The sequence below is a fragment of the Nonomuraea ferruginea genome (assembly GCF_039540635.1).
Taxonomy (GTDB): Bacteria; Actinomycetota; Actinomycetes; order Streptosporangiales; family Streptosporangiaceae; genus Nonomuraea; species Nonomuraea ferruginea.
Genome location: NZ_BAABFD010000006.1, coordinates 121,506 through 139,478, shown reverse-complemented (window position 1 = coordinate 139,478; position 17,973 = coordinate 121,506). Strand labels below are relative to the sequence as shown.

Genomic DNA, 17,973 nt, shown 5'->3' with positions numbered 1-17,973 from the left:
GCGAGGCGCAGATGACCCACACCGTGCTCGTCACCGGGGTCTCGCGCCACATCGGCGCCCGGGTGGCGAGCGTTCTGGCCGCCGATCCTGACATCAGCCGTGTCATCGGAGTGGACACCGTGCCGCCCCCCTCGCTCACCCGAGACGGCGGCATCCCCCTCGGCCGGACCGAGTTCGTCCGGGTGGATCTGCGCAGCCCTGACATCGCCGGGGTGTTCGCGGCCGCCGACATCGACACCGTCGTGCACATGAGCCTGGTGAGCGCTCCGTCCAGGAGCACCGGCCGGGCAGCCATGAAAGAGCACAACGTCATCGGCACCATGCAGCTGCTCGGCGCCTGCCAGCGGTCGGCGACCGTGCGGCGCGTGGTGGTCCGCTCCACCACGGCCGTCTACGGCTCCTCCCCCCGTGACCCCGCGGTGTTCACCGAGGACCTGGAGCCGCCCGACAGCCCGAGCCACGGCTACGCCAAGGACGCCGTGGAGGTCGAGGGCTACGTGCGGGGTTTCGCGCGCCGGCGTCCCGACGTCAGCGTTTCGCTGCTGCGTTTCGTCAACTTCATGGGGCCGGGCGTCGACTCGCCGCTGACCCGATATTTCACCCAGCCGGTGCTGCCGACGGTGCTCGGCTTCGACCCGCGGCTGCAGTTCGTCCACGAGGATGACGCGGTCGAGGTGCTGCGCCGGACGGCAACCGAAGACCACCCCGGCACGTTCAACGTGGCCGGGGCCGGCGTGCTGCTGCTGTCGCAGTGCGTGCGCCGGGCCGGGCGGCCGGCCCTGGCGATGCCGTCGCCCGCGTTCCAGCTGCTGGGCAACGTCGCGCGCAGTGCCGGGCTGGTCGAGTACTCGCCCGAGCAGCTCCGCCTGATGCGCCACGGCCGCGCGGTCGACACCGGCGCGCTGGAGTCGGAGCTGGGCTGGCGGCCCAAGTTCACCACCGCGGCGGCGTTGGACGACTTCCTGAGCTCGCGGGGGCTGCACGCCGTCGGAGGTGCCCGCTGGTGAGCGTTCCCCACGAGGCGGAGGACGCCACGGTCGTCCCGATCAGCGCCGCCCCGTCCTATCCCCGCGACCCCGGCGACGACGGCCCGCTCGCCGGGCTGCTGGAGTTCCTGCGGCGGCGGCTGACCGGCGACTACGAGGTGGACGAGTTCGGCTACGACGCCGAGCTGACCGACAAGGTGCTGCTGGAGCTGCTGCGGCCGATCTACCACCACTGGTTCAGGGTCGAGGCGCTGGAGGTGGCGAACGTCCCCGTGGAGGGCGGCGCGCTGGTCGTGGCCAACCACGCCGGCACCCTCCCGGTCGACGCGCTGATGATGCAGGTGGCCCTGCACGACGAGGCGGGCAGGGCGCTGCGGCTGCTCGGCGCCGACCTGGTCTACCAGCTGCCGCTGCTCAGCCACCTGTCGCGCAAGACCGGCCACACGCTCGCCTGCCGCGAGGACGCCGACCGGCTGCTGCGCAAGGGCGAGCTGGTCGGGGTGTTCCCCGAGGGCTTCAAGGGCGTCGGCAAGCCGTTCTCCGAGCGCTACAAGCTGCAGCGGTTCGGCCGCGGCGGCTTCGTCGCCTCCGCCATCAGGGCCGGGGTGCCGATCGTGCCTACGGCGATCGTGGGCTCGGAGGAGATCTACCCGAAGATCGGCGAGGTGCCGTTCCTGTCGCGGCTGCTCGGGCTGCCCTACGTGCCGATCACCCCGTTCTTCCCGCTGCTGGGCCCGCTCGGGCTGGTGCCGCTGCCGTCGAAGTGGCTGATCGAGTTCGGCGAGCCGATCCGTACGGACGAGTACGATCCCGGCGCGGCCGACGACCCGATGCTGGTGTTCAACCTCACCGACCGCGTCCGCGAGGTCATCCAGCAGATGCTCGACCAGCTCAGGCTGCGCCGCGGCCACGCCTTCCCGCCCTTCCTCTAGCGACGGCCGCCCGGCGTGAACCCGGACGGCGGGTTGTGGCAAGACATCTCCGACCGATCCCCCACAGAAGGGCGGAGATGATCACTCAACCCGCCACCCGGGATGCGGACGCCGAGCTCATCAGCGCCTCGCTGACCGAACCCGAGGCCTTCGCCGAGCTGTTCGACCGCTACTCCGGCATGCTCTACAGGTACGTCTCGCGCCGCCTGGGCCCCGGCGGTCCCGCCGAGGACCTCGTCGGCGAGACGTTCCTGGTGGCCTTCTCCCGCCGAGGAAGCTACGACCTCGCCCACGCGGACGCCAGGCCGTGGCTGTTCGGCATCCTCACCAAGCTCGTCTCCCGGCACCACCGCACCGAGGCCGCCCGCTACCGGGCCCTGCGGCGCGCACCCGTCGAACCGGACGTGGAGTCGCCGGCCGACCGGGTGGCCGCCGGGGTGACCGCGCAGGCCGCCGGTCCCGGGCTCGCCAGCGCCCTGGCCGCGCTGCCCGCCAAGGACCGCGACGTGCTGCTGCTCATCGCCTGGGGCGATCTCACGTACGAGGAAGCCGCGCGGGCGCTCGGCGTCCCGATCGGCACCGTGCGCTCCCGCCTCAACAGGGGCAGGCGGAAGGTCCGCGCGGCGCTCGGCGACACCAATCCGATGCTGGGAGAGGAGTGACGATGGACGACCTCAAGCTGCTCAGGGACTTCGGCAGGCGGCTGGAGCACGAACCCCCGGCGACGCTGGTGCGCCAGCGGGAGCGGCTGCTGGGCGCGGTGGAGGGCCGGCCGCGCCGCCGGTGGTTCGGCTGGCTGGCCGCCGGGCTGGTCGCCGTCGCCACCGTGGCCACGGTCGCCGCCGTGGCGGTGCCGGCGCTGCTGCTCGGGGACTTGCGGCGGACGGCGCAGCATCCGGTGGGAGCGCGACCCGCCAAGGTGACGGAGGCGCTGAACGTGCTGCTGGTGGGCACCGACAAGGGGTCGGCCCCGCGCATGGCCGACGACAAGGGGCGCACCGACTCGATCATCCTGCTGCACCTGCCCGCCGACAGGAAGCGGACCACGGCGGTCAGCATCCCGCGCGACTCGCTCGTCCAGCTTCCCGCCTGCGGATCGGCGCCCGCCCGCACCGACCTGATCAACTCCGCGTACAACAGGGGAGGGCTGACCTGCACCGTGAAGGCCGTGGAGAGCCTGACGGACGTGCGGATCGACCACATGGCGGAGGTGGACTTCGCCGGGTTCGGGCGGCTCGTCGACGCGCTCGGCGGCATCGAGGTGACGCTGAAGCGGGCCGTCGACGATCCGAAGGCCAAGCTGACGCTCCCGGCGGGCAAGAGCCTGCTGGACGGCGAGCGGGCCGTCGGCTACATGCGGTTGCGCTCCGTCGGCGACGGCTCCGACATCGCCCGGATCAAGCGCCAGCAGACCGTCATCCGGGCCATGGCGAAGAAGGCCGGGCAGGTCCTGGACGAGCCCGCCAAGCTCAAGAGGCTGGCGTCCGTGGTGGCCGAGTCGGTCACGACCGACACCGAGCTCGACGTCGAACGGATGATCGGGATCGCCATGAGCCTGCACGACAGCACCGTCAAGCTGGTCACGGTGCCGTGGATCCCCCACCCGGAGGACCGGAACAGGATCGCCTGGAAGCAGCCCGAGGCGGAGAAGTTGTTCGCCTCGCTGCGCTAGCGGTCGCGGTAGAGCCTGCGCAGCGCGATGCCGGCGGCGACCCCGCCGGCCACCGCGCCCAGCCCGGCCGCGATGGGCAGCGCGGTCAGCGTCGCCTTCCGGCCGGTGCGGAAGTCCTTGATCGGCCAGTCGTGCTTCTTGGCGTGCTCGCGCAGCTCGCTGTCGGGGTTGATGGCCACCGGGTTGCCGACCAGCGACAGCATCGGCAGGTCGTTGGAGGAGTCGCTGTAGGCGGTGCAGCGCGTCAGGTCGAGGCCCTCGCGGCGGGCCAGCGCGCGCACCGCCTCGGCCTTGGCCGGGCCGTGGAGCAGGTCGCCGACCAGGCGGCCGGTGTAGACGCCCTCGCTGGTCTCGGCGACGGTGCCGAGCGCGCCGGTCAGGCCCAGCCGCTGGGCGATCACGCGGGCCAGCTCGACGGGGGTGGCGGTCACCAGCCACACGCGCTGGCCGCGGTCGAGGTGGCTCTGCGCGAGCGAGCGGGTGCCGGCCCAGATGCGGTCGGCCATGACCTCGTCGTAGATCTCCTCGCCGAGCCGCACCACGTCGTCGACCTTCGCGCCCGCGACGAACGCCAGCGCGGTCTCGCGGGCGACCGCGATGTGCTCGGGGTTCTCGCTGCCGCGCAGCCGGAACGCCGCCTGGCCGATCGCGAACTTGAACAGGTCGCCGGTGTCGAACATGCCGCGGGTGGCCAGGCCCCTGGCGAAGTGGTAGATGGAGGCGCCGCGCATCATGGTGTTGTCGACGTCGAAGAAGGCCGCCGCCTCCAGATCGGGCTCGGCCGGCGGCACGACGACCGCTGCCGCCGCCGCGGCCTCGCCGGCGATCTCGGCCTGGGCACCGTGCCGTCGTCGTATTACCCGCCACATGCGCTTCAGCTTACCCAGATGGGGGCACGAGACCTTCGATGTAGTCGAGGTACCCGACGGCCTGGTCGTGCTCGTCACCGTCGAGTTGCTCGATCATCGGCTCGACCATGTTCTTCTGCTCTTCGGCGAACTCGCTGATCTTGGGGGAGCGGGGTTCGGCCCGTTCCAGCCGGGTGACGCCCGCGCGGGTCGACTGCTCCATCTCCTTGAGCGTCCGGCCCACCAGCGGGCCCTCACCGGCCTCGCCGAGCAGCTGGGCGACCTCCCTGGCGCGGGTGTTGGCCGACACCAGTTCGCGCTCGGCCCGTACCACGTCGTCGGTGCTGAGACGGACGAGCGTGCTCTCGGCGGCGCGCTTGAGCGGGTACAGCGTGTCGCCGGGCACCGCCCGGTAGGTGGAGATCATCGACACCATCATGGTGACGGCCACCCCGGCGGAGGCGAGCTGCCCGAGCCAGGGGCGCCTGCGCCGGGGCCGCCGGTGCGCGTGCCTGCCGCGCCGCGGCGGCGGGCCGGAGGCGGGCGTGGCGGCACGCAAGACCGCACGGGAGGCGGCACGGGAGGAGGCACGGTCGGCGGAGGCGAGATCGGCGCGCAGGCGTTCGCGGAAGGCCGGGTCGGGACCACCGCCGAGCGGGAGCCCGCTCAGCTCGGTGAGATGGCCGAGCACCCGTTCGCGCGATCTGCGCGCCCTGTTCATGACCGCTCCCTCGACGCCTGGCGGCGTTGCCGTGACACCTGCCTAACGACGGTGCGTGGCAGCGGGTTACGCAAGGTCGTGCTTGAGCGCTCTGGCCAGCGCGCGCACGGCCCGGAACTGCAGCGCTTTGATCGCTCCACTCTTCTTCCCCATGATCAGCGCGGTCTCCGCGAGGGACAGGCCGTGCAGGAAACGCAGCACCACGCACTCCTGCTGTTCCGGATTGAGATCGCGGACCGCGCGCAGCACCCGGTCGTTGATGATGGCGTTCACCACCGCGTTCTCCGGGATGTGGGCCCCGTCGAGCGGGACGTCGAGCACCTCGCCGGTGGAGATCTCCAGCCGGTAGCGGCCGGATTTGTAATGGTCGGTCACCAGGTTCCTGGCGATCGTCACGAGCCAGGCGCCGAAGTCGCGGCCCTGCCAGGTGAAGTCGGTGATCCGGCGGAGCGCGCGCAGGAAGGTCTCGCTGGTCAGGTCCTCGGCGAGCGGGTGGGAACCGACCCGGAAATAGATGTAGCGGTAGACGAGGTCCACATATCGGTCGTAGAGCGTGCCAAAGGCGTCCGAATCTCCGGTCTTGGCATGCAGCACCAGGGTGCGCAGGTCGTCGTCGGCGGCGGTCGTGTCACGGTTTTCGCGCACGTCAGGCTCGGTCGTCCGGGCGGGCGCGGCGACGGCCGGCGCGAGCAACCCGGAGAACGGCCATGAGTCAGGCATCCGGAATCCCTACGGGTAAGGGTGCGGCGTGCTCGAACACTCTAGAAATCAACCGGAAATTGCACAATCCACTTGCCCATGGCATGACTTCCAGTAAGCGGCAGATACGGTGTGGTCCAACCCGTTCCCTCTTCGGCTACCGGCTCGGAGGCTTTGTCCGGCAGCATGGGAGACACCATGGAGATCCTCGTCGCCGTCATCGCTTTCGCAGGTTCGCTCTTGGCCGCCATCGCCACCGGCGCCCTGGTCAGGCGGCTGCGTGAGGAGCCAGAGGGCTGGTTGATCGCCTGGACCGTCGCGGCCGCGGCGCTGTGCCTGTCACTCGGCGTGATCGGGATCGGACATCTGGTCGGGTTCGGGGCCGCCACGTTCAGGATCTACCAGCTGACCGGGTCGCTGGTGGCGCCGCTCTGGATGGCGGTCGGGCTGGTTCAGCTCCTGTCGGAGAAGACGCCGCCGAGGTTCGTGGCGTGGCTGTTCGGCATCGCCTACACGGTCACGGCCTCGGTGATCCTCATGGTCGACCCGCTCATCTCCGACGAGATGGGCAAGACCCTCCCCACGGGAGGCGACCACTGGGCGATATTCCCCCACTACCTGCTGATCGGCGCGCACGTGCTGACCGCCCTGATCATGGCGGCCGGCGTGGTGATCGCCGCGCTGCGGTGGCGCGACGGCGACGAGTACGACACCGACAACCTGCACGCGTCGCTGGTCGTCGTGCCGTCCGGGCTGGCCCTGGTGGGCGCGATGCGGTTCTCGGTGCCCGGCGTGTTCACGACCGTGCTGCTGGTCGTCGCCGCCGCCGCGATCTGGTACACGGTGCTGCGCCCGCTGGCCCCGTACGAGGACGACGACGACTTCGACGACGAGCCGCTGGAGGAGCGGCGGCCGGTGGGGCGGAGGACGGAGCCCGAGCCCGTCACCGCGAGCCCGCAGGGGCACGCCCAGATCCCGCCGCGGCCGCGCCGGTCCGGGCTGGGCGACCTGGTGGCCGAGTACCGAGCGACCGGGGAGACCGACTACGCGGCCCGGATGACGTCGGGCGGCCGGGGCCCGTCCACGGGGGAGACCGGGCGCATGGGCCCGCCCGAGACCGGCTACGCGGCCCGCATGCCGCCGGCCGACGCCGGCCCCTCGACCGGATACGTGATGAACGGCCGCACGGACCACGCGAGGCCGCCCCAGTCCTCGCCGATGGCCGCCGACGGGCCCGCCACCGGCGCCTTCTACCCGGGGGCCGACGTGTTCGCGCCGCGCGTGCCGGTGACCGGCCCGCAGCCCACCCTCCAGCCCCCCGCTCAGCCCGCTGCCCAGCCGGCCGGGCAGGGCTCCTCCGGGAGGCTGTCGCCGAACATCTACGGCATGCTCACCGTCTTCACGCTCATGGACGGCGCCGGCGCCGCGTTCGACCGGCTGGCCGAGCAGACCGTCGAGGCGGTGCGCAGGGGCGAGCCCGACACGCTGGTGTACGCCTGTCACGCGGTCAAGTCGGCGCCCCTGCAGCGCATCGTCTACGAGATCTACCGCGACGAGGTGGCCTACCGCGACCACCAGCGCCAGCCGCACGTCGAGCGGTTCGTCAGCGAGCGTCAGGCGATGGTGCTCGCCACCAACGTCATCGAGCTGGACATCAGCGCGGCCAAGGTCGTGCCGCTGCCGACAGTGATGTTCTAGACAGTGATGTTCTAGACAGTGATGTTCTAGACGGTGATGTTCTAGTCGGCCAGGGCCGCGCGCAGCCGGTCTTCGGAGACACGCCAGAAGTCGTGCTGGACACCGTCGACCAGGGTCACCGGGATCATCTCCCAGTAGCGCTCGCGCAGCTCGTCGGAGGTCTCGATGTTCACCTCGGACCACGGTACGCCCAGCTCGCCGGCGACCCGGGCGATGATCTCCCGGGCGTCCTCGCACAGGTGACAGCCAGGCTTGCCGATGAGGGTGATGCGATGCATGTCACCCACCGTAGCGCCCCTTGCCAGAGCGCTGACTTTGTGCATCGGTTCACAAAGGGATTAACCTGAAAGACGGTTCCATCCCGCCACGCGGCTCACCGCCGCCCGTTCCCCTGGAGCTCCCGCAGGTGAAGAGTCCGTCCCACCCCCGCGATCGCGGCATCCCCGAGGCTACGGTCGCCAGGCTGCCGTTGTACCTGCGGGCGCTGCACTTGATGGCGGAGCGGGGGATCGCGACGGTCAGCTCGGAGGACCTCGCCTCCGCGGCCGGGGTCAACTCGGCCAAGCTCCGCAAGGACCTGTCGCACCTGGGCTCCTACGGCACCCGCGGCGTCGGCTACGACGTGGAGTACCTCGTCTACCAGATCTCCCGTGAGCTGGGCCTGACCCAAGACTGGGCCGTCGCCATCGTCGGCATCGGCAACCTCGGCCGCGCGCTGGCCAACTACGGCGGCTTCGTCTCCAGGGGTTTCCGCGTCGCCGCGATGTTCGACGCCGACCCCGAAGTCGTGGGCGACACCATTGCGGGGTTGAATGTTGAACATATTGATGCGCTAGAAGCCGCGATCAAGCGGCGTGGAGTCTCGATCGTGGTTCTGGCTACACCGGCGGCGGCGGCACAGGAAGTGTGCGATCGTGTGGTTGCGGCTGGCGTCACCAGCATCCTCAACTTCGCTCCGGTGGTCCTCACCGTCCCGGACACCGTCGACGTCCGGAAGGTCGACCTTTCCATCGAGCTGCAGATTCTGGCGTTCCACGAGCAACGCAAGGCTGGGGGGCCACTCATGGCAGTGGACACGCAATGAGCGTTCTGGCGATCGGCCTGAGCCACCGGACCGCCCCGGTGGCCATGCTGGAACGCGTGTCCGTGACCGGCGACGCGCTGACCAAGCTGCTGCACGACGTGCAGGAAGACCTGTGCGTGGCGGAGACCTTCGTGGTCTCGACCTGCAACAGGGTCGAGGTCTACACCGCCGTCGACCGCTTCCACGCGGCCGTCTCCGCCGTCACCGGGCTGCTCAGCCGCCACTCCGGCGTGCCCGTCGACGAGCTGACCCCGCACCTTTACGTGCACTATGAGGAGCAGGCCGTCGAGCACCTGTTCTCCGTCGTGTGCGGCCTCGACTCGATGGTGGTCGGCGAGGGCCAGATCCTCGGCCAGGTGCGCCAGGCGCTCAAGCTCGCCCAGAAGCACGGCACCGTCGGCGCCACCCTGAACGAACTGGCCCAGCACGCGCTGCGGGTCGGCAAGCGGGCCCAGACCGAGACCGGCATCGACAAGGCCGGCGCCTCCCTGGTGAGCGCCGGCCTGGCGCTGGCCGGCGAGCTGGCCGGACGGCGCGCGCTGGTGGTCGGCGCGGGCTCGATGAGCTCCCTGGCCGCCGTGACGCTCGCGCGCGCAGGGGTGACCGACATCGTCATCGCCAACCGTACGTACGAGCGCGGCGCCCGGCTGGCCGCGTCCGTCGGCGGCCGGGCGGTGGCGTTCGACGCGGTCAGCCAGGAACTGGCCGACGCCGACCTCGTCATCACCTGCACCGGCGCCGGCCGCCACGTGATCACCGCCGACATGGTGACGCGCGGCGCGTTCCTGCTCGACCTGGCGCTGCCCCACGACATCGACCCGGCCGTCCGTGCCGTCCCAGGCGTCACCCTGGTCGACCTGGAGACCATCCACGAGTCAGGCATCGGCTACCGTGAGGGCGACGCGGTGCGTTCCGCGCGCTGGCTCCTCGCCGAGGAGCTGACCGCCTACCTCGACGCCGCCCGCGCCTCCCGCGTCACCCCGACGGTGGTGGCGCTGCGCAGCAAGGCCGCGGGGGTGGTCGAGTCCGAGCTGGGCAGGCTCATGATGAGGGTGCCCGGCCTGGACGAGAAGACCAGGGACGAGGTGACCCTGACCGTGCAGAGGGTCGTCGACAAGCTGCTGCACGAGCCCACTGTGCGTGTCAAGCGGCTCGCCACCTCTCCTGGAGGCGATCATTATGCGGAAGCGCTGCGCGAGCTGTTCGACCTGGATCCGAAGATGCCCGAAGCCGTAAGGGAGGTAGAGCTGTGACCCCGCAGCCCTTGAAGCTGGGCACCCGTCGCAGCCTGATGGCCACGACGCAGTCGCGGATGGTCGCCGACGCCTACACAGAACACACCGGACGCGCCATCGAGCTCGTCGGCGTCACGACGTTCGGCGACGTGAGCAAGGCCCACCTGGCCCAGCTCGGCGGCACCGGCGTGTTCGTCAGCGCGCTGCGCGACAAGCTGCTCGAAGGCGAGATCGACTTCGCCGTCCACTCCCTGAAGGACCTGCCGACCAAGCCCGACCCGCGTATCGAGCTGGCCGCGCTCCCCACCCGCCACGACCACCGCGACGCGCTCGTCGGCCCGGCCAAGTTCGCCGACCTGCCGTCGGGCGCCCGCGTCGGCACGGGCTCGCCGCGCCGCGTCGCCATGCTCCGCGCGCTCCGTCCCGACCTGGAGTACGTGCCGATCCGCGGCAACGCCGAGACCCGCATCGGCAAGATCGCCGCCGGCGAGCTGGACGCGGTCGTGCTCGCCTCGGCCGGTCTCACCAGGATCGGGCGGACCGCCGAGATCGCCGAGATCTTCGAGGTCGACCGGGTGCTGCCCGCCCCGGGCCAGGGCTCGCTGGCCGTGGAGTGCCTCGCCGACCGGGCCGACATGGTCGAGTTCCTCGGTCAGCTCGACGACCCGCGGACCCGCTCCGCGGTGGCCGCCGAGCGGGCCATCCTGGCCGCGCTCGAAGCGGGCTGCTCTGCCCCTGTGGGTGCTTTCGGGCTCGATGACGGGCAGACTCTCAACCTGACCGCCGCGGTCGTCGCTGTCGACGGCCGTCAGGCGGTGCGCAAGTCCACCGCCGGCTCTCCTTCGGAGGCGGAAGATCTGGGTCGCCGGCTCGCGGCCGAGATGCTTCGCGAAGGGGCCGACAGATTGATGGGGGAGCATTCCCATTGAGCTCCGATAGTCCTACCTCCGGTTTCGTCGCGTTCGTTGGCGCCGGGCCCGGTGATCCCAACCTCCTCACGCTGCGTGGCGCCGAGCTGCTCGGCAAGGCAGACGTCGTCGTGCCGGGTGTGGAGGCCCACCGGTCCCTGCTCCGTCACAGCCGGCCCGAGGTGGAGGTGACCGAGGGCGACTACCTCGGCCACGCCGCCGCCGGCCGGCTCGTCGTGCGCCTGTGCGAGGGCGACCCGATGCTGTTCTCCTCGGTCTCCGAGGAGGTCGCGGCCTGCGCCGCGGCTGAGGTGGACTTCGAGATCGTGCCCGGCGTGCCGTCAGCGACCGCCGTGCTCGCCTACGCGGGCATCCCCTCCGCGATGTCGACGCCGGAGTTCCGCGTCGTCGACGCCGCCCGGGAGCAGGACTGGGCCTCCCACGCCGCCTGCCCCGGCACGCTCGTCATCTACAACGGCCTGCCCGAGGCCGTGGCCATCGGCAAGGCGCTGATCGGCGGGGGCAGGCCCGACACCACTCCGGTGGCCGTCACCGCTTCAGGCACCACCACCGAGCAGCACACCGTGGTGTCCACCCTCGGCAGGCTGCAGGCCGACCTCAAGCACGCCGCGCTGGCCGAGCCCGCCCTGATCACGGTGGGCGAGGCCGTCCGCATGCGCGACACGCTGTCGTGGTTCGAGACCAAGCCGCTGTTCGGCTGGCGGGTGCTGGTCCCGCGCACGAGGGAGCAGTCCCAGGCCCTGTCCGAGCAGCTCGTCTCGTACGGCGCGGTGCCGGAGGAGGTGCCGACCATCTCGGTCGAGCCGCCGCGCACCCCGCAGCAGATGGACCGCGCCATCAAGGGCCTGGTCACCGGCCGCTACGAGTGGGTGGCCTTCACCAGCGCCAACGCCGTCAAGGCGGTGCGGGAGAAGTTCGAGGAGTACGGGCTCGACGCGCGTGCCTTCGCCGGGCTCAAGGTCGCCGCGGTCGGCGACGCCACCGCGCGGGCGCTGATCGAGTTCGGCGTCCGGCCCGACCTGCTGCCCTCCGGCGAGCAGTCGTCGGAAGGGCTCGTGGACGAGTGGCCGCCGTACGACTCGATGCTCGACCCGATCAACCGGGTGCTGCTGCCCAGGGCCGACATCTCGACCGACACGCTCGTCGCCGGGCTCACCGAGCTCGGCTGGGAGTGCGACGACGTCACCGCCTACCGCACCGTGCGGGCCGCGCCGCCGCCCGCCCCGATCCGCGAGGCGATCAAGGGCGGCGGTTTCGACGCCGTGCTGTTCACCTCGTCCTCGACCGTACGCAACCTCGTCGGCATCGCCGGCAAGCCGCACAACGTCACGATCATCGCCGTGATCGGGCCGCAGACGGCCAAGACGGCCGAGGAGTTCGGGCTGCGCGTGGACGTCATGGCGAGCAAGCCCTCCGCCTCGGCCCTGGCGACAGCGCTGGCGGAGTTCGGCGCCAAGCAGCGGTCGGCGGCGCTCTCCGCCGGCGACACCCCGCGCAAGCCGTCCCAGAACCGCAGGGGCGCCAGAAGGAGGGCCAAGTGAGCGCCGAGTTCCCCGTCGCCCGCCCGCGCAGGCTGCGCCGCACCCCGGCGCTGCGCAGGATGGTGGCCGGCACCCGCCTGCACCCCGCCGACCTGATCCTGCCCCTGTTCGTCAAGGAGGGCATCGCGGAGCCCCACCCGGTCGGCTCCATGCCCGGCGTCTACCAGCACAGCCGCGACTCGCTGCGGAAGGCCGCGCTCGACGCGGCCGAGGCCGGCGTCGGCGGGCTGATCCTGTTCGGCGTGCCCGCCGTCAAGGACGCCCGCGGCTCGGCCGCCGACGACCCCGACGGCATCCTGCAGGTGGCGCTGCGCGACGTGAGCGCCGAGGTCGGCGACGCCATCGTGGTGATGGCCGACACCTGCCTCGACGAGTTCACCGACAACGGCCACTGCGGCATCCTCACCGAGAGCGGCGAGGTCGACAACGACGCCACCCTGGAGCGCTACGCGTCCATCGCGGTCGCGCAGGTCAGGGCCGGCTCCCAGATGGTGGCGCCGAGCGGCATGATGGACGGCCAGGTCGGGGTCATCAGGGCGGCGCTCGACGCCGACGGGTTCACCGGCGTCCCGATCCTCGCCTACACGGCCAAGTACGCCTCGGCCTTCTATGGGCCGTTCAGGGACGCCGCCGAGTGCGCGCCCCAGTTCGGCGACCGGGCCAGTCACCAGCAGGACCCGGCGGGCCCGCTGGAGGAGGCGCTCCGCGAGGCCAGGCTCGACCTGGCCGAAGGGGCCGACGCCGTCATGGTGAAGCCCGCGCTCGCCTACCTCGACGTCATCCGCCGCTTCCGTGACGAGGTGGACGTGCCCGTCGCCGCCTACCAGGTGAGCGGCGAGTACGCGATGATCGAGGCCGCCGCCGCCAACGGCTGGGTCGACCGCGACCGCATGATCATGGAGTCGCTGGTGTCGATCAAGCGCGCCGGGGCCGACCTGATCCTCACTTACTGGGCGACCGAGGTGGCACGCCGCCTCTAACCATGGGGTTCGGGTCATGTCCTGAGACGTGTGCGTTAGAGTGCCATAAGACGTGCTGGTGTGTCCCGCGTGTGCGCCAGGCCAGGAGACGGGACTGCCTCAGGCACGGTGACTTCGACGGGAGACACCATGGTGGGGGTACCTCTGGCTCGCCGTACCAGAAGGAAACCGCGGCATTCGCGGCTCGACGCCGTCCTCGGCTACGCCGCTCTGGGATGGCCGGCCGTGCCGGGCGCTCACCCGCTGCGCAACGGCCCCCGCGCCTGCTCGTGTGACCGCGTCGGCTGTCCCGACCCGGGCGCCCACCCGCTGTCGCCCGCCTGGAACATGCAGGCCACGACCGACACGGCGCAGCTCACCCGCTGGTGGCGCAACGACCCCGAGGCCAACGTCATCCTGCCCACCGGACGCGTGTTCGACGTGTTCGACGTGCCGCTCTCCACCGGACTGTCGGCCCTCGCCAGGATCGACGCCGCCGGAGCTCCCTCAGGCCCGGTCGCCGCCAACGGCGACCGGGTCCTGTTCTATGTGGCCACCCGCGGCAACCCCGACGACGAGGACGAGTGGTGGTCCTGTCAGCTCGACTGCGACCCGGCCACCATCGAGGACACGCCTGGCCTGCGCTGGCACTGCCGCGACAGCTACGTCCTCGCCCCGCCGTCCACCCTCACCACCGGACAGCCCGTCTCCTGGCTGCGCACCCCCGACGGCCGCCCGCTCCCCGACCCGCTCCGCGTGCTGGAGTGGCTCGCCGACTAACCTGTTTCGCGTGAGCCGTACAAAGAACTCCGACGATCTGTTCGCCCGCGCCAGCGCCGTCGTGCCGGGCGGGGTGAACTCTCCGGTCCGCGCGTTCGGCGCGGTCGGCGGCACGCCGCGCTTCATGGTCTCCGGCCAGGGGCCCTACATCACCGACGCCGACGGCAACCGCTACGTCGACCTGGTGTGCTCGTGGGGTCCGATGATCCTGGGTCACCGGCACCCCGCGGTCGTGGAGGCGGTGGCCGAGGCGGCCTCGCGCGGCTTCTCGTACGGGACCGCGACCCCGGGAGAGGTCGAGCTGGCCGAGGAGATCGTGGCCCGGGTGGCGCCCGTGGAGAAGGTGCGGCTGGTCAGCTCCGGCACCGAGGCGACGATGAGCGCGGTGCGGCTGGCCCGCGGGTTCACCGGCCGGTCCAAGGTCGTCAAGTTCGCCGGCTGCTACCACGGTCACGTCGACGCGCTGCTGGCGTCGGCCGGGTCGGGGGTGGCCACGTTCGGGCTGCCCGACACGCCTGGCGTGACCGGCGCCTCGGCTGCCGACACGATCGTGCTGCCCTACAACGCGATCGACCTGGTCGAGCAGGCCTTCGAGGCGGCGGAGATCGCCTGCGTCATCACCGAGGCGTGCCCGGCCAACATGGGCATCGTGCCGCCGCTCGACGGCTTCAACAGCCGCCTGCGCGAGCTGTGCACCCGCCACGGGGCGCTGCTCATCGTGGACGAGGTCCTGACGGGCTTCCGCGTCTCGCGCTCCGGATGGTACGGGCTGGACCCGGTCGAGGCCGACCTGATGACGTTCGGCAAGGTCATGGGCGGAGGGCTCCCGGCGGCGGCGTTCGGCGGGCGCGCCGACGTCATGGCGCATCTGGCTCCGGAGGGTCCCGTCTACCAGGCGGGCACTCTGTCGGGCAACCCGCTGGCCTGCGCCGCCGGGCTGGCCACGCTGCGCGCGCTCGACGACGCCGCCTACGCCGAGGTCGGCGCCGCCGCCCGCGCCGTCGCCGAGGCCGCCACCTCGGCGCTGACGGCCGCCGGCGTGCCGCACCGGCTGCAGACGGCGGGCAACCTGTTCTCCATCTTCTTCACCGACCGGCAGGTCACGGACTTCGCCGACGCCCAGACCCAGAGCACCGCGGCCTACAAGGCGTTCTTCCACTCGATGCTGGACCAGGGCGTCTACCTGCCGCCGTCGGCGTACGAGGCGTGGTTCCTGTCCGCCTCCCACGACGACGACGCGCTGAGCCTGGTGGCCGACGCCCTCCCGGCCGCCGCCAAGGCCGCCGCCGCGGCCCTCTGACCCGCACGTGACAGAGGCCCTCCCGGCCAAGGTCCTGGCCCCCCGGGCGCTCCGCGCCACCGAGCTCGGGCTCCTCTCAGCGGGGAGCCCAGCTCCCCTTGGCAAGGGGCCTCCCGGCCCCCTGCACCCCCGAGTGTGAGGCGGGTCTAACCGGAACACGTGAGGCAGGCAACGGCGGGGTGAGACTCGTTGGTGCCGCGTGGTCCCAGAGGGCCGACAGCGGGGTGAAGAAGATCCGGTCGCCCGACGGCAGGTTCGTGTCGCCGAGGTGGAGCACGTACCCGGCGCGGAAGCGGTCGCCCAGGTTGTCTCGCAGCCAGCGCAGATACCGGGCGTCGTCCGGCTTCGGCGTGGCCGAAGCCTTGACCTCGATGCCGATGACCGTGCCGTCCCGGCGTTCCAGGATGAAGTCGACCTCGCGTTTGTCCCGGTCTCGGTAGTGGCGCAGGGCGACGTGCCGCTGGGCGAACGTCGTCAGTTTGAGCAACTCGGCGAAGACGAACGTTTCGAGTAGCCCGCCGAGTGCCGGGTGGCCTGGGGCCAGCAGGGCGTCGGCGTCCACATCCAGTAGATGGGAAGCCAGACCGCTGTCGGTCACATAGGTCTTCGGAGCGTGCGTCACCCGGGAGGAGAAGTTGTTCGACCAGGCCGGGGCGGAGGCGACGAGGAAGACCGTCTCCAGGTAGGCGAGATAGGAGCGGACGGTCGCCGCGTCGAGCCCGAGACTGTTGGCGAGCTGGGCCAGGACGAGCTGCCCGCCCGCGCGGGCGGCGACCAGCGCGATCAGATCGGGGATCGCGCCGGCCTTGCCGACGTGCGCGAACTCCCGGATGTCGCGGGAGATCACGGTGTCGAGGTAGCCGTGGAACCAATTACTCAGGGCGAGGGGGGAGCTGAGGCGGAGGACCTCGGGATAGCTGCCCTGGCAGATCAGCCGGAGGTAGTCCTCCCGCGTCCAGGCTGACCGCCGCTCGGTTACCGACGTTGGATCGGCGAACACCTGGTCGCAGAAGCCGCCGGTGCCGCCGGTGCGTTCGGCCATGGCGAATGGCCACAGATCGACGAAGACCACCCGTCCCGCGAGAGACTCCGACAGGGTGGGCACACTGAGGAATCGGGTAGATCCGGAGAGGACGAACTGGCCGGGGCGCCAGTCCTCGTCCACGACCTGCTTGATGGCCAGAACCAAGGGGTCGCCGGCGCGCTGGATCTAGTCGATGATGACGGGCTGCGGCTGCTGGCGGGCGAAGGTCCGGGGATCGTCGCGGGCGATCGCGAGCTGTGACGGGTCGTCGAGAGTGGCGAAAGTGGCGTCACCGAAGCGCCTGCACGACTGCAGGAGCGTCGTCTTGCCGCACTGGCGTGGGCCGTTGACGACGACGATCCGCAGCTCGTTGAGCAGCTCCTTAAGCCGGCTTGCAGCGAGCCGGGGCACTTTTCCCTGATCTGCCGTGCCCTGAGTCGCTATTTCGCGAGCGTGGCTTTCCCTGGTTCGCGGGCACGTGGTTCCGCGATCCGACGGCGTGGGCGGGTGCCCGCGTACAGGACGCCGGTGACGATGAGGACGGCGGCGGCGATGCGGAGCCAGGTGAAGGGCTCGCCGGTGAAGAGGGCGGCCGAGGTCATGCCGAAGACCGGCACGAGGAGCGTGTAGGGGGCGACGGTGGAGGCGTCGTAGCGGCGCAGGAGGAAGCCCCAGACGCCGAAGCCGACGAGTGTCGAGACGAAGGCCACGTACAGGAGGGACAGCCAGCCCTCCAGCGGGGCCGTCAGGGTGGGGACGCCCTCCAGCCAGAGTGACAGGAGCAGGAGCGGCGGCGACGACAGGGCGCTGACCCAGACCATGAAGCGCAGCGAGTCGGGCGGGGCGGCCTTGCGCTGGGCGATGTTGCCGAGGCCCCAGGCCGCGGCGGCGGCGACGCACAGGGCGAAGGCGCCGATCGGGCCGGAGGCGCCGAAGTCGAGCGCCACCAGGGCCAGGCCGCCGAACGCGACGGCCAGGCCCGTCACCCGGCGCGCGGTGAGGCGCTCGCCGAGGAGCGTCACCGCGAACAGGATCGTGAACAGCACCTGCATCTGCAGGACCAGCGAGGTCAGCCCGGCCGGCATGCCGGCCCGCATGCCCACGAGCAGCAGGGCGAACTGGCCGGCTCCGGTCGTGGCGGCGACCGCGGCGATCCAGCGCCAGGGCACGGCCGGGCGGCCGACCAGGAGCAGGGCGGGGAAGGCCGCCATCGCGAACCGCAGGCCCGCGTACAGCAGGGGCGGGAAGTGCTCCAGCCCCACCTGCATGACGACGAAGTTGACCCCCCAGACGGCGGCCAGCCCGATGGCGAGCGCCAGATGAGGGGGTCTCAGCGTGTTCACGGCGATCCTGTGGATCGCGGCTCGGCCCCGGGGTTCATGCGGGGATCTAGGCGGCCTTGCGGACCCGGGCGGCGCGCTGCTCGCGGGCCTGCTCGGCGAGGGTCTTCAGGTACGAGGTGGACTGGAACGACTTCTGCTTCGGCTTAAGGATTCGCATGCAACTATTTTCCAACGCTACAGAGTGAAGGACAAGCGAGACTTTCTACGCTTAACGCTTTAGAC

Annotated in this window: 18 protein-coding genes and 1 pseudogene; 12 read left to right on the top strand and 7 right to left on the bottom strand. The window is 71.3% G+C overall.

What is annotated here, in order from left to right:
* Positions 1 to 11: 11 nt before the first annotated feature.
* The 4 genes from ABD999_RS13580 (at position 12) to ABD999_RS13565 (ending at position 3,590) form a co-directional block, all read left to right on the top strand.
* On the top strand, positions 12 to 1,007 hold the full coding sequence (locus tag ABD999_RS13580; protein WP_271274776.1) for an NAD-dependent epimerase/dehydratase family protein: 996 nt from the start codon (positions 12 to 14) through the stop codon (positions 1,005 to 1,007).
* The gene (locus ABD999_RS13575; RefSeq protein ID WP_219544833.1) at positions 1,004 to 1,918 is read left to right on the top strand and encodes a lysophospholipid acyltransferase family protein; all 915 of its coding nucleotides are present in this window, start codon (positions 1,004 to 1,006) and stop codon (positions 1,916 to 1,918) included. The genes ABD999_RS13580 and ABD999_RS13575 overlap by 4 nt, the downstream gene beginning before the upstream one ends.
* Before the next feature lie 77 nt (positions 1,919 to 1,995).
* Positions 1,996 to 2,580 (top strand): RNA polymerase sigma factor, encoded by a 585-nt coding sequence (locus ABD999_RS13570; RefSeq protein WP_148036343.1) that lies wholly within the window; start codon positions 1,996 to 1,998, stop codon positions 2,578 to 2,580.
* 2 nt (positions 2,581 to 2,582) lie between these two features.
* Positions 2,583 to 3,590: an LCP family protein gene (locus tag ABD999_RS13565; protein WP_271274777.1), complete on the top strand. Its 1,008-nt coding sequence runs from the start codon at positions 2,583 to 2,585 to the stop codon at positions 3,588 to 3,590.
* Here ABD999_RS13565 and ABD999_RS13560 read toward each other — a convergent pair.
* The 3 genes from ABD999_RS13560 to ABD999_RS13550 all read right to left on the bottom strand — a co-directional run bounded on the left by ABD999_RS13560 (position 3,587) and on the right by ABD999_RS13550 (position 5,879).
* The gene (locus tag ABD999_RS13560) at positions 3,587 to 4,459 is read right to left on the bottom strand and encodes an HAD family hydrolase (protein WP_148036345.1); all 873 of its coding nucleotides are present in this window, start codon (positions 4,457 to 4,459) and stop codon (positions 3,587 to 3,589) included. The two genes, ABD999_RS13565 and ABD999_RS13560, sit on opposite strands and share 4 nt — an antisense overlap.
* A 10-nt stretch (positions 4,460 to 4,469) precedes the next feature.
* Positions 4,470 to 5,159 (bottom strand): DUF5667 domain-containing protein, encoded by a 690-nt coding sequence (locus ABD999_RS13555; protein WP_271274778.1) that lies wholly within the window; start codon positions 5,157 to 5,159, stop codon positions 4,470 to 4,472.
* Positions 5,160 to 5,225: 66 nt separating this feature from the next.
* Positions 5,226 to 5,879 carry a sigma-70 family RNA polymerase sigma factor gene (locus tag ABD999_RS13550; protein WP_148036347.1) on the bottom strand — a complete coding sequence of 218 codons (654 nt, stop codon included), beginning with the start codon at positions 5,877 to 5,879 and terminating at the stop codon, positions 5,226 to 5,228.
* A gap of 177 nt (positions 5,880 to 6,056) precedes the next feature.
* Here ABD999_RS13550 and ABD999_RS13545 point away from each other — a divergent pair, with 177 nt between their 5' ends.
* Positions 6,057 to 7,556: a putative quinol monooxygenase gene (locus ABD999_RS13545; RefSeq protein ID WP_271274779.1), complete on the top strand. Its 1,500-nt coding sequence runs from the start codon at positions 6,057 to 6,059 to the stop codon at positions 7,554 to 7,556.
* A 41-nt stretch (positions 7,557 to 7,597) separates the two neighbouring features.
* Here the strand turns inward: ABD999_RS13545 and ABD999_RS13540 are convergent, their stop codons facing one another.
* A complete protein-coding gene (locus ABD999_RS13540) occupies positions 7,598 to 7,834 on the bottom strand; it encodes a glutaredoxin family protein (protein ID WP_271274780.1) in 237 nt (78 codons plus the stop codon).
* 128 nt (positions 7,835 to 7,962) lie between these two features.
* On the opposite strand from ABD999_RS13540, the gene ABD999_RS13535 reads away from it, so the two are divergent.
* The 7 genes from ABD999_RS13535 to hemL all read left to right on the top strand — a co-directional run bounded on the left by ABD999_RS13535 (position 7,963) and on the right by hemL (position 15,384).
* Positions 7,963 to 8,640, top strand: a complete 678-nt coding sequence (locus tag ABD999_RS13535; protein WP_148036350.1) for a redox-sensing transcriptional repressor Rex — start codon at positions 7,963 to 7,965, stop codon at positions 8,638 to 8,640.
* Entirely contained in the window at positions 8,637 to 9,893 is a 1,257-nt protein-coding gene (locus ABD999_RS13530; RefSeq protein WP_271274781.1) for a glutamyl-tRNA reductase, read from the top strand. The genes ABD999_RS13535 and ABD999_RS13530 overlap by 4 nt, the downstream gene beginning before the upstream one ends.
* Positions 9,890 to 10,804 carry a hydroxymethylbilane synthase gene (gene hemC, locus ABD999_RS13525; RefSeq protein WP_271274782.1) on the top strand — a complete coding sequence of 305 codons (915 nt, stop codon included), beginning with the start codon at positions 9,890 to 9,892 and terminating at the stop codon, positions 10,802 to 10,804. Before ABD999_RS13530 ends, hemC begins: the two co-directional genes overlap by 4 nt.
* Positions 10,801 to 12,345, top strand: a complete 1,545-nt coding sequence (locus ABD999_RS13520; RefSeq protein ID WP_271274783.1) for a bifunctional uroporphyrinogen-III C-methyltransferase/uroporphyrinogen-III synthase — start codon at positions 10,801 to 10,803, stop codon at positions 12,343 to 12,345. Before hemC ends, ABD999_RS13520 begins: the two co-directional genes overlap by 4 nt.
* A complete protein-coding gene (gene hemB / locus ABD999_RS13515; protein ID WP_148036354.1) occupies positions 12,342 to 13,325 on the top strand; it encodes a porphobilinogen synthase in 984 nt (327 codons plus the stop codon). Before ABD999_RS13520 ends, hemB begins: the two co-directional genes overlap by 4 nt.
* A gap of 129 nt (positions 13,326 to 13,454) precedes the next feature.
* Positions 13,455 to 14,084 (top strand): bifunctional DNA primase/polymerase, encoded by a 630-nt coding sequence (locus ABD999_RS13510; RefSeq protein WP_148036355.1) that lies wholly within the window; start codon positions 13,455 to 13,457, stop codon positions 14,082 to 14,084.
* Between the two features lie 10 nt (positions 14,085 to 14,094).
* Complete coding sequence (gene hemL, locus ABD999_RS13505) at positions 14,095 to 15,384, top strand: glutamate-1-semialdehyde 2,1-aminomutase (protein ID WP_271274784.1); 1,290 nt, start codon at positions 14,095 to 14,097, stop codon at positions 15,382 to 15,384.
* 76 nt (positions 15,385 to 15,460) lie between these two features.
* On the opposite strand, the gene ABD999_RS13500 is transcribed toward hemL, so the two are convergent.
* The 3 genes and pseudogenes from ABD999_RS13500 to ABD999_RS13490 form a co-directional block, all read right to left on the bottom strand.
* On the bottom strand, positions 15,461 to 16,426 hold the full coding sequence (locus ABD999_RS13500; protein WP_333485681.1) for an ATP-binding protein: 966 nt from the start codon (positions 16,424 to 16,426) through the stop codon (positions 15,461 to 15,463).
* Between the two features lie 3 nt (positions 16,427 to 16,429).
* Positions 16,430 to 16,819 (bottom strand): annotated as a pseudogene (locus ABD999_RS13495) (AAA family ATPase); the annotation flags it as partial.
* A gap of 29 nt (positions 16,820 to 16,848) precedes the next feature.
* Positions 16,849 to 17,751 (bottom strand): EamA family transporter, encoded by a 903-nt coding sequence (locus tag ABD999_RS13490; RefSeq protein WP_261809034.1) that lies wholly within the window; start codon positions 17,749 to 17,751, stop codon positions 16,849 to 16,851.
* Between the last annotated feature and the right edge of the window lie 222 nt (positions 17,752 to 17,973).

What these genes read in the sequence shown, in the direction of transcription:
- ABD999_RS13580 (WP_271274776.1), top strand. Translation starts at nt 12, where the DNA reads ATGACCCACACCGTGCTCGTCACCGGGGTCTCGCGCCACATCGGCGCC.
- ABD999_RS13570 (WP_148036343.1), top strand. Translation starts at nt 1,996, where the DNA reads ATGATCACTCAACCCGCCACCCGGGATGCGGACGCCGAGCTCATCAGC.
- ABD999_RS13565 (WP_271274777.1), top strand. Translation starts at nt 2,583, where the DNA reads ATGGACGACCTCAAGCTGCTCAGGGACTTCGGCAGGCGGCTGGAGCAC.
- ABD999_RS13560 (WP_148036345.1), bottom strand. Translation starts at nt 4,459, where the DNA reads ATGTGGCGGGTAATACGACGACGGCACGGTGCCCAGGCCGAGATCGCC.
- ABD999_RS13555 (WP_271274778.1), bottom strand. Translation starts at nt 5,159, where the DNA reads ATGAACAGGGCGCGCAGATCGCGCGAACGGGTGCTCGGCCATCTCACC.
- ABD999_RS13550 (WP_148036347.1), bottom strand. Translation starts at nt 5,879, where the DNA reads ATGCCTGACTCATGGCCGTTCTCCGGGTTGCTCGCGCCGGCCGTCGCC.
- ABD999_RS13545 (WP_271274779.1), top strand. Translation starts at nt 6,057, where the DNA reads ATGGAGATCCTCGTCGCCGTCATCGCTTTCGCAGGTTCGCTCTTGGCC.
- ABD999_RS13540 (WP_271274780.1), bottom strand. Translation starts at nt 7,834, where the DNA reads ATGCATCGCATCACCCTCATCGGCAAGCCTGGCTGTCACCTGTGCGAG.
- ABD999_RS13530 (WP_271274781.1), top strand. Translation starts at nt 8,637, where the DNA reads ATGAGCGTTCTGGCGATCGGCCTGAGCCACCGGACCGCCCCGGTGGCC.
- ABD999_RS13510 (WP_148036355.1), top strand. Translation starts at nt 13,455, where the DNA reads ATGGTGGGGGTACCTCTGGCTCGCCGTACCAGAAGGAAACCGCGGCAT.
- ABD999_RS13500 (WP_333485681.1), bottom strand. Translation starts at nt 16,426, where the DNA reads ATGGCCGAACGCACCGGCGGCACCGGCGGCTTCTGCGACCAGGTGTTC.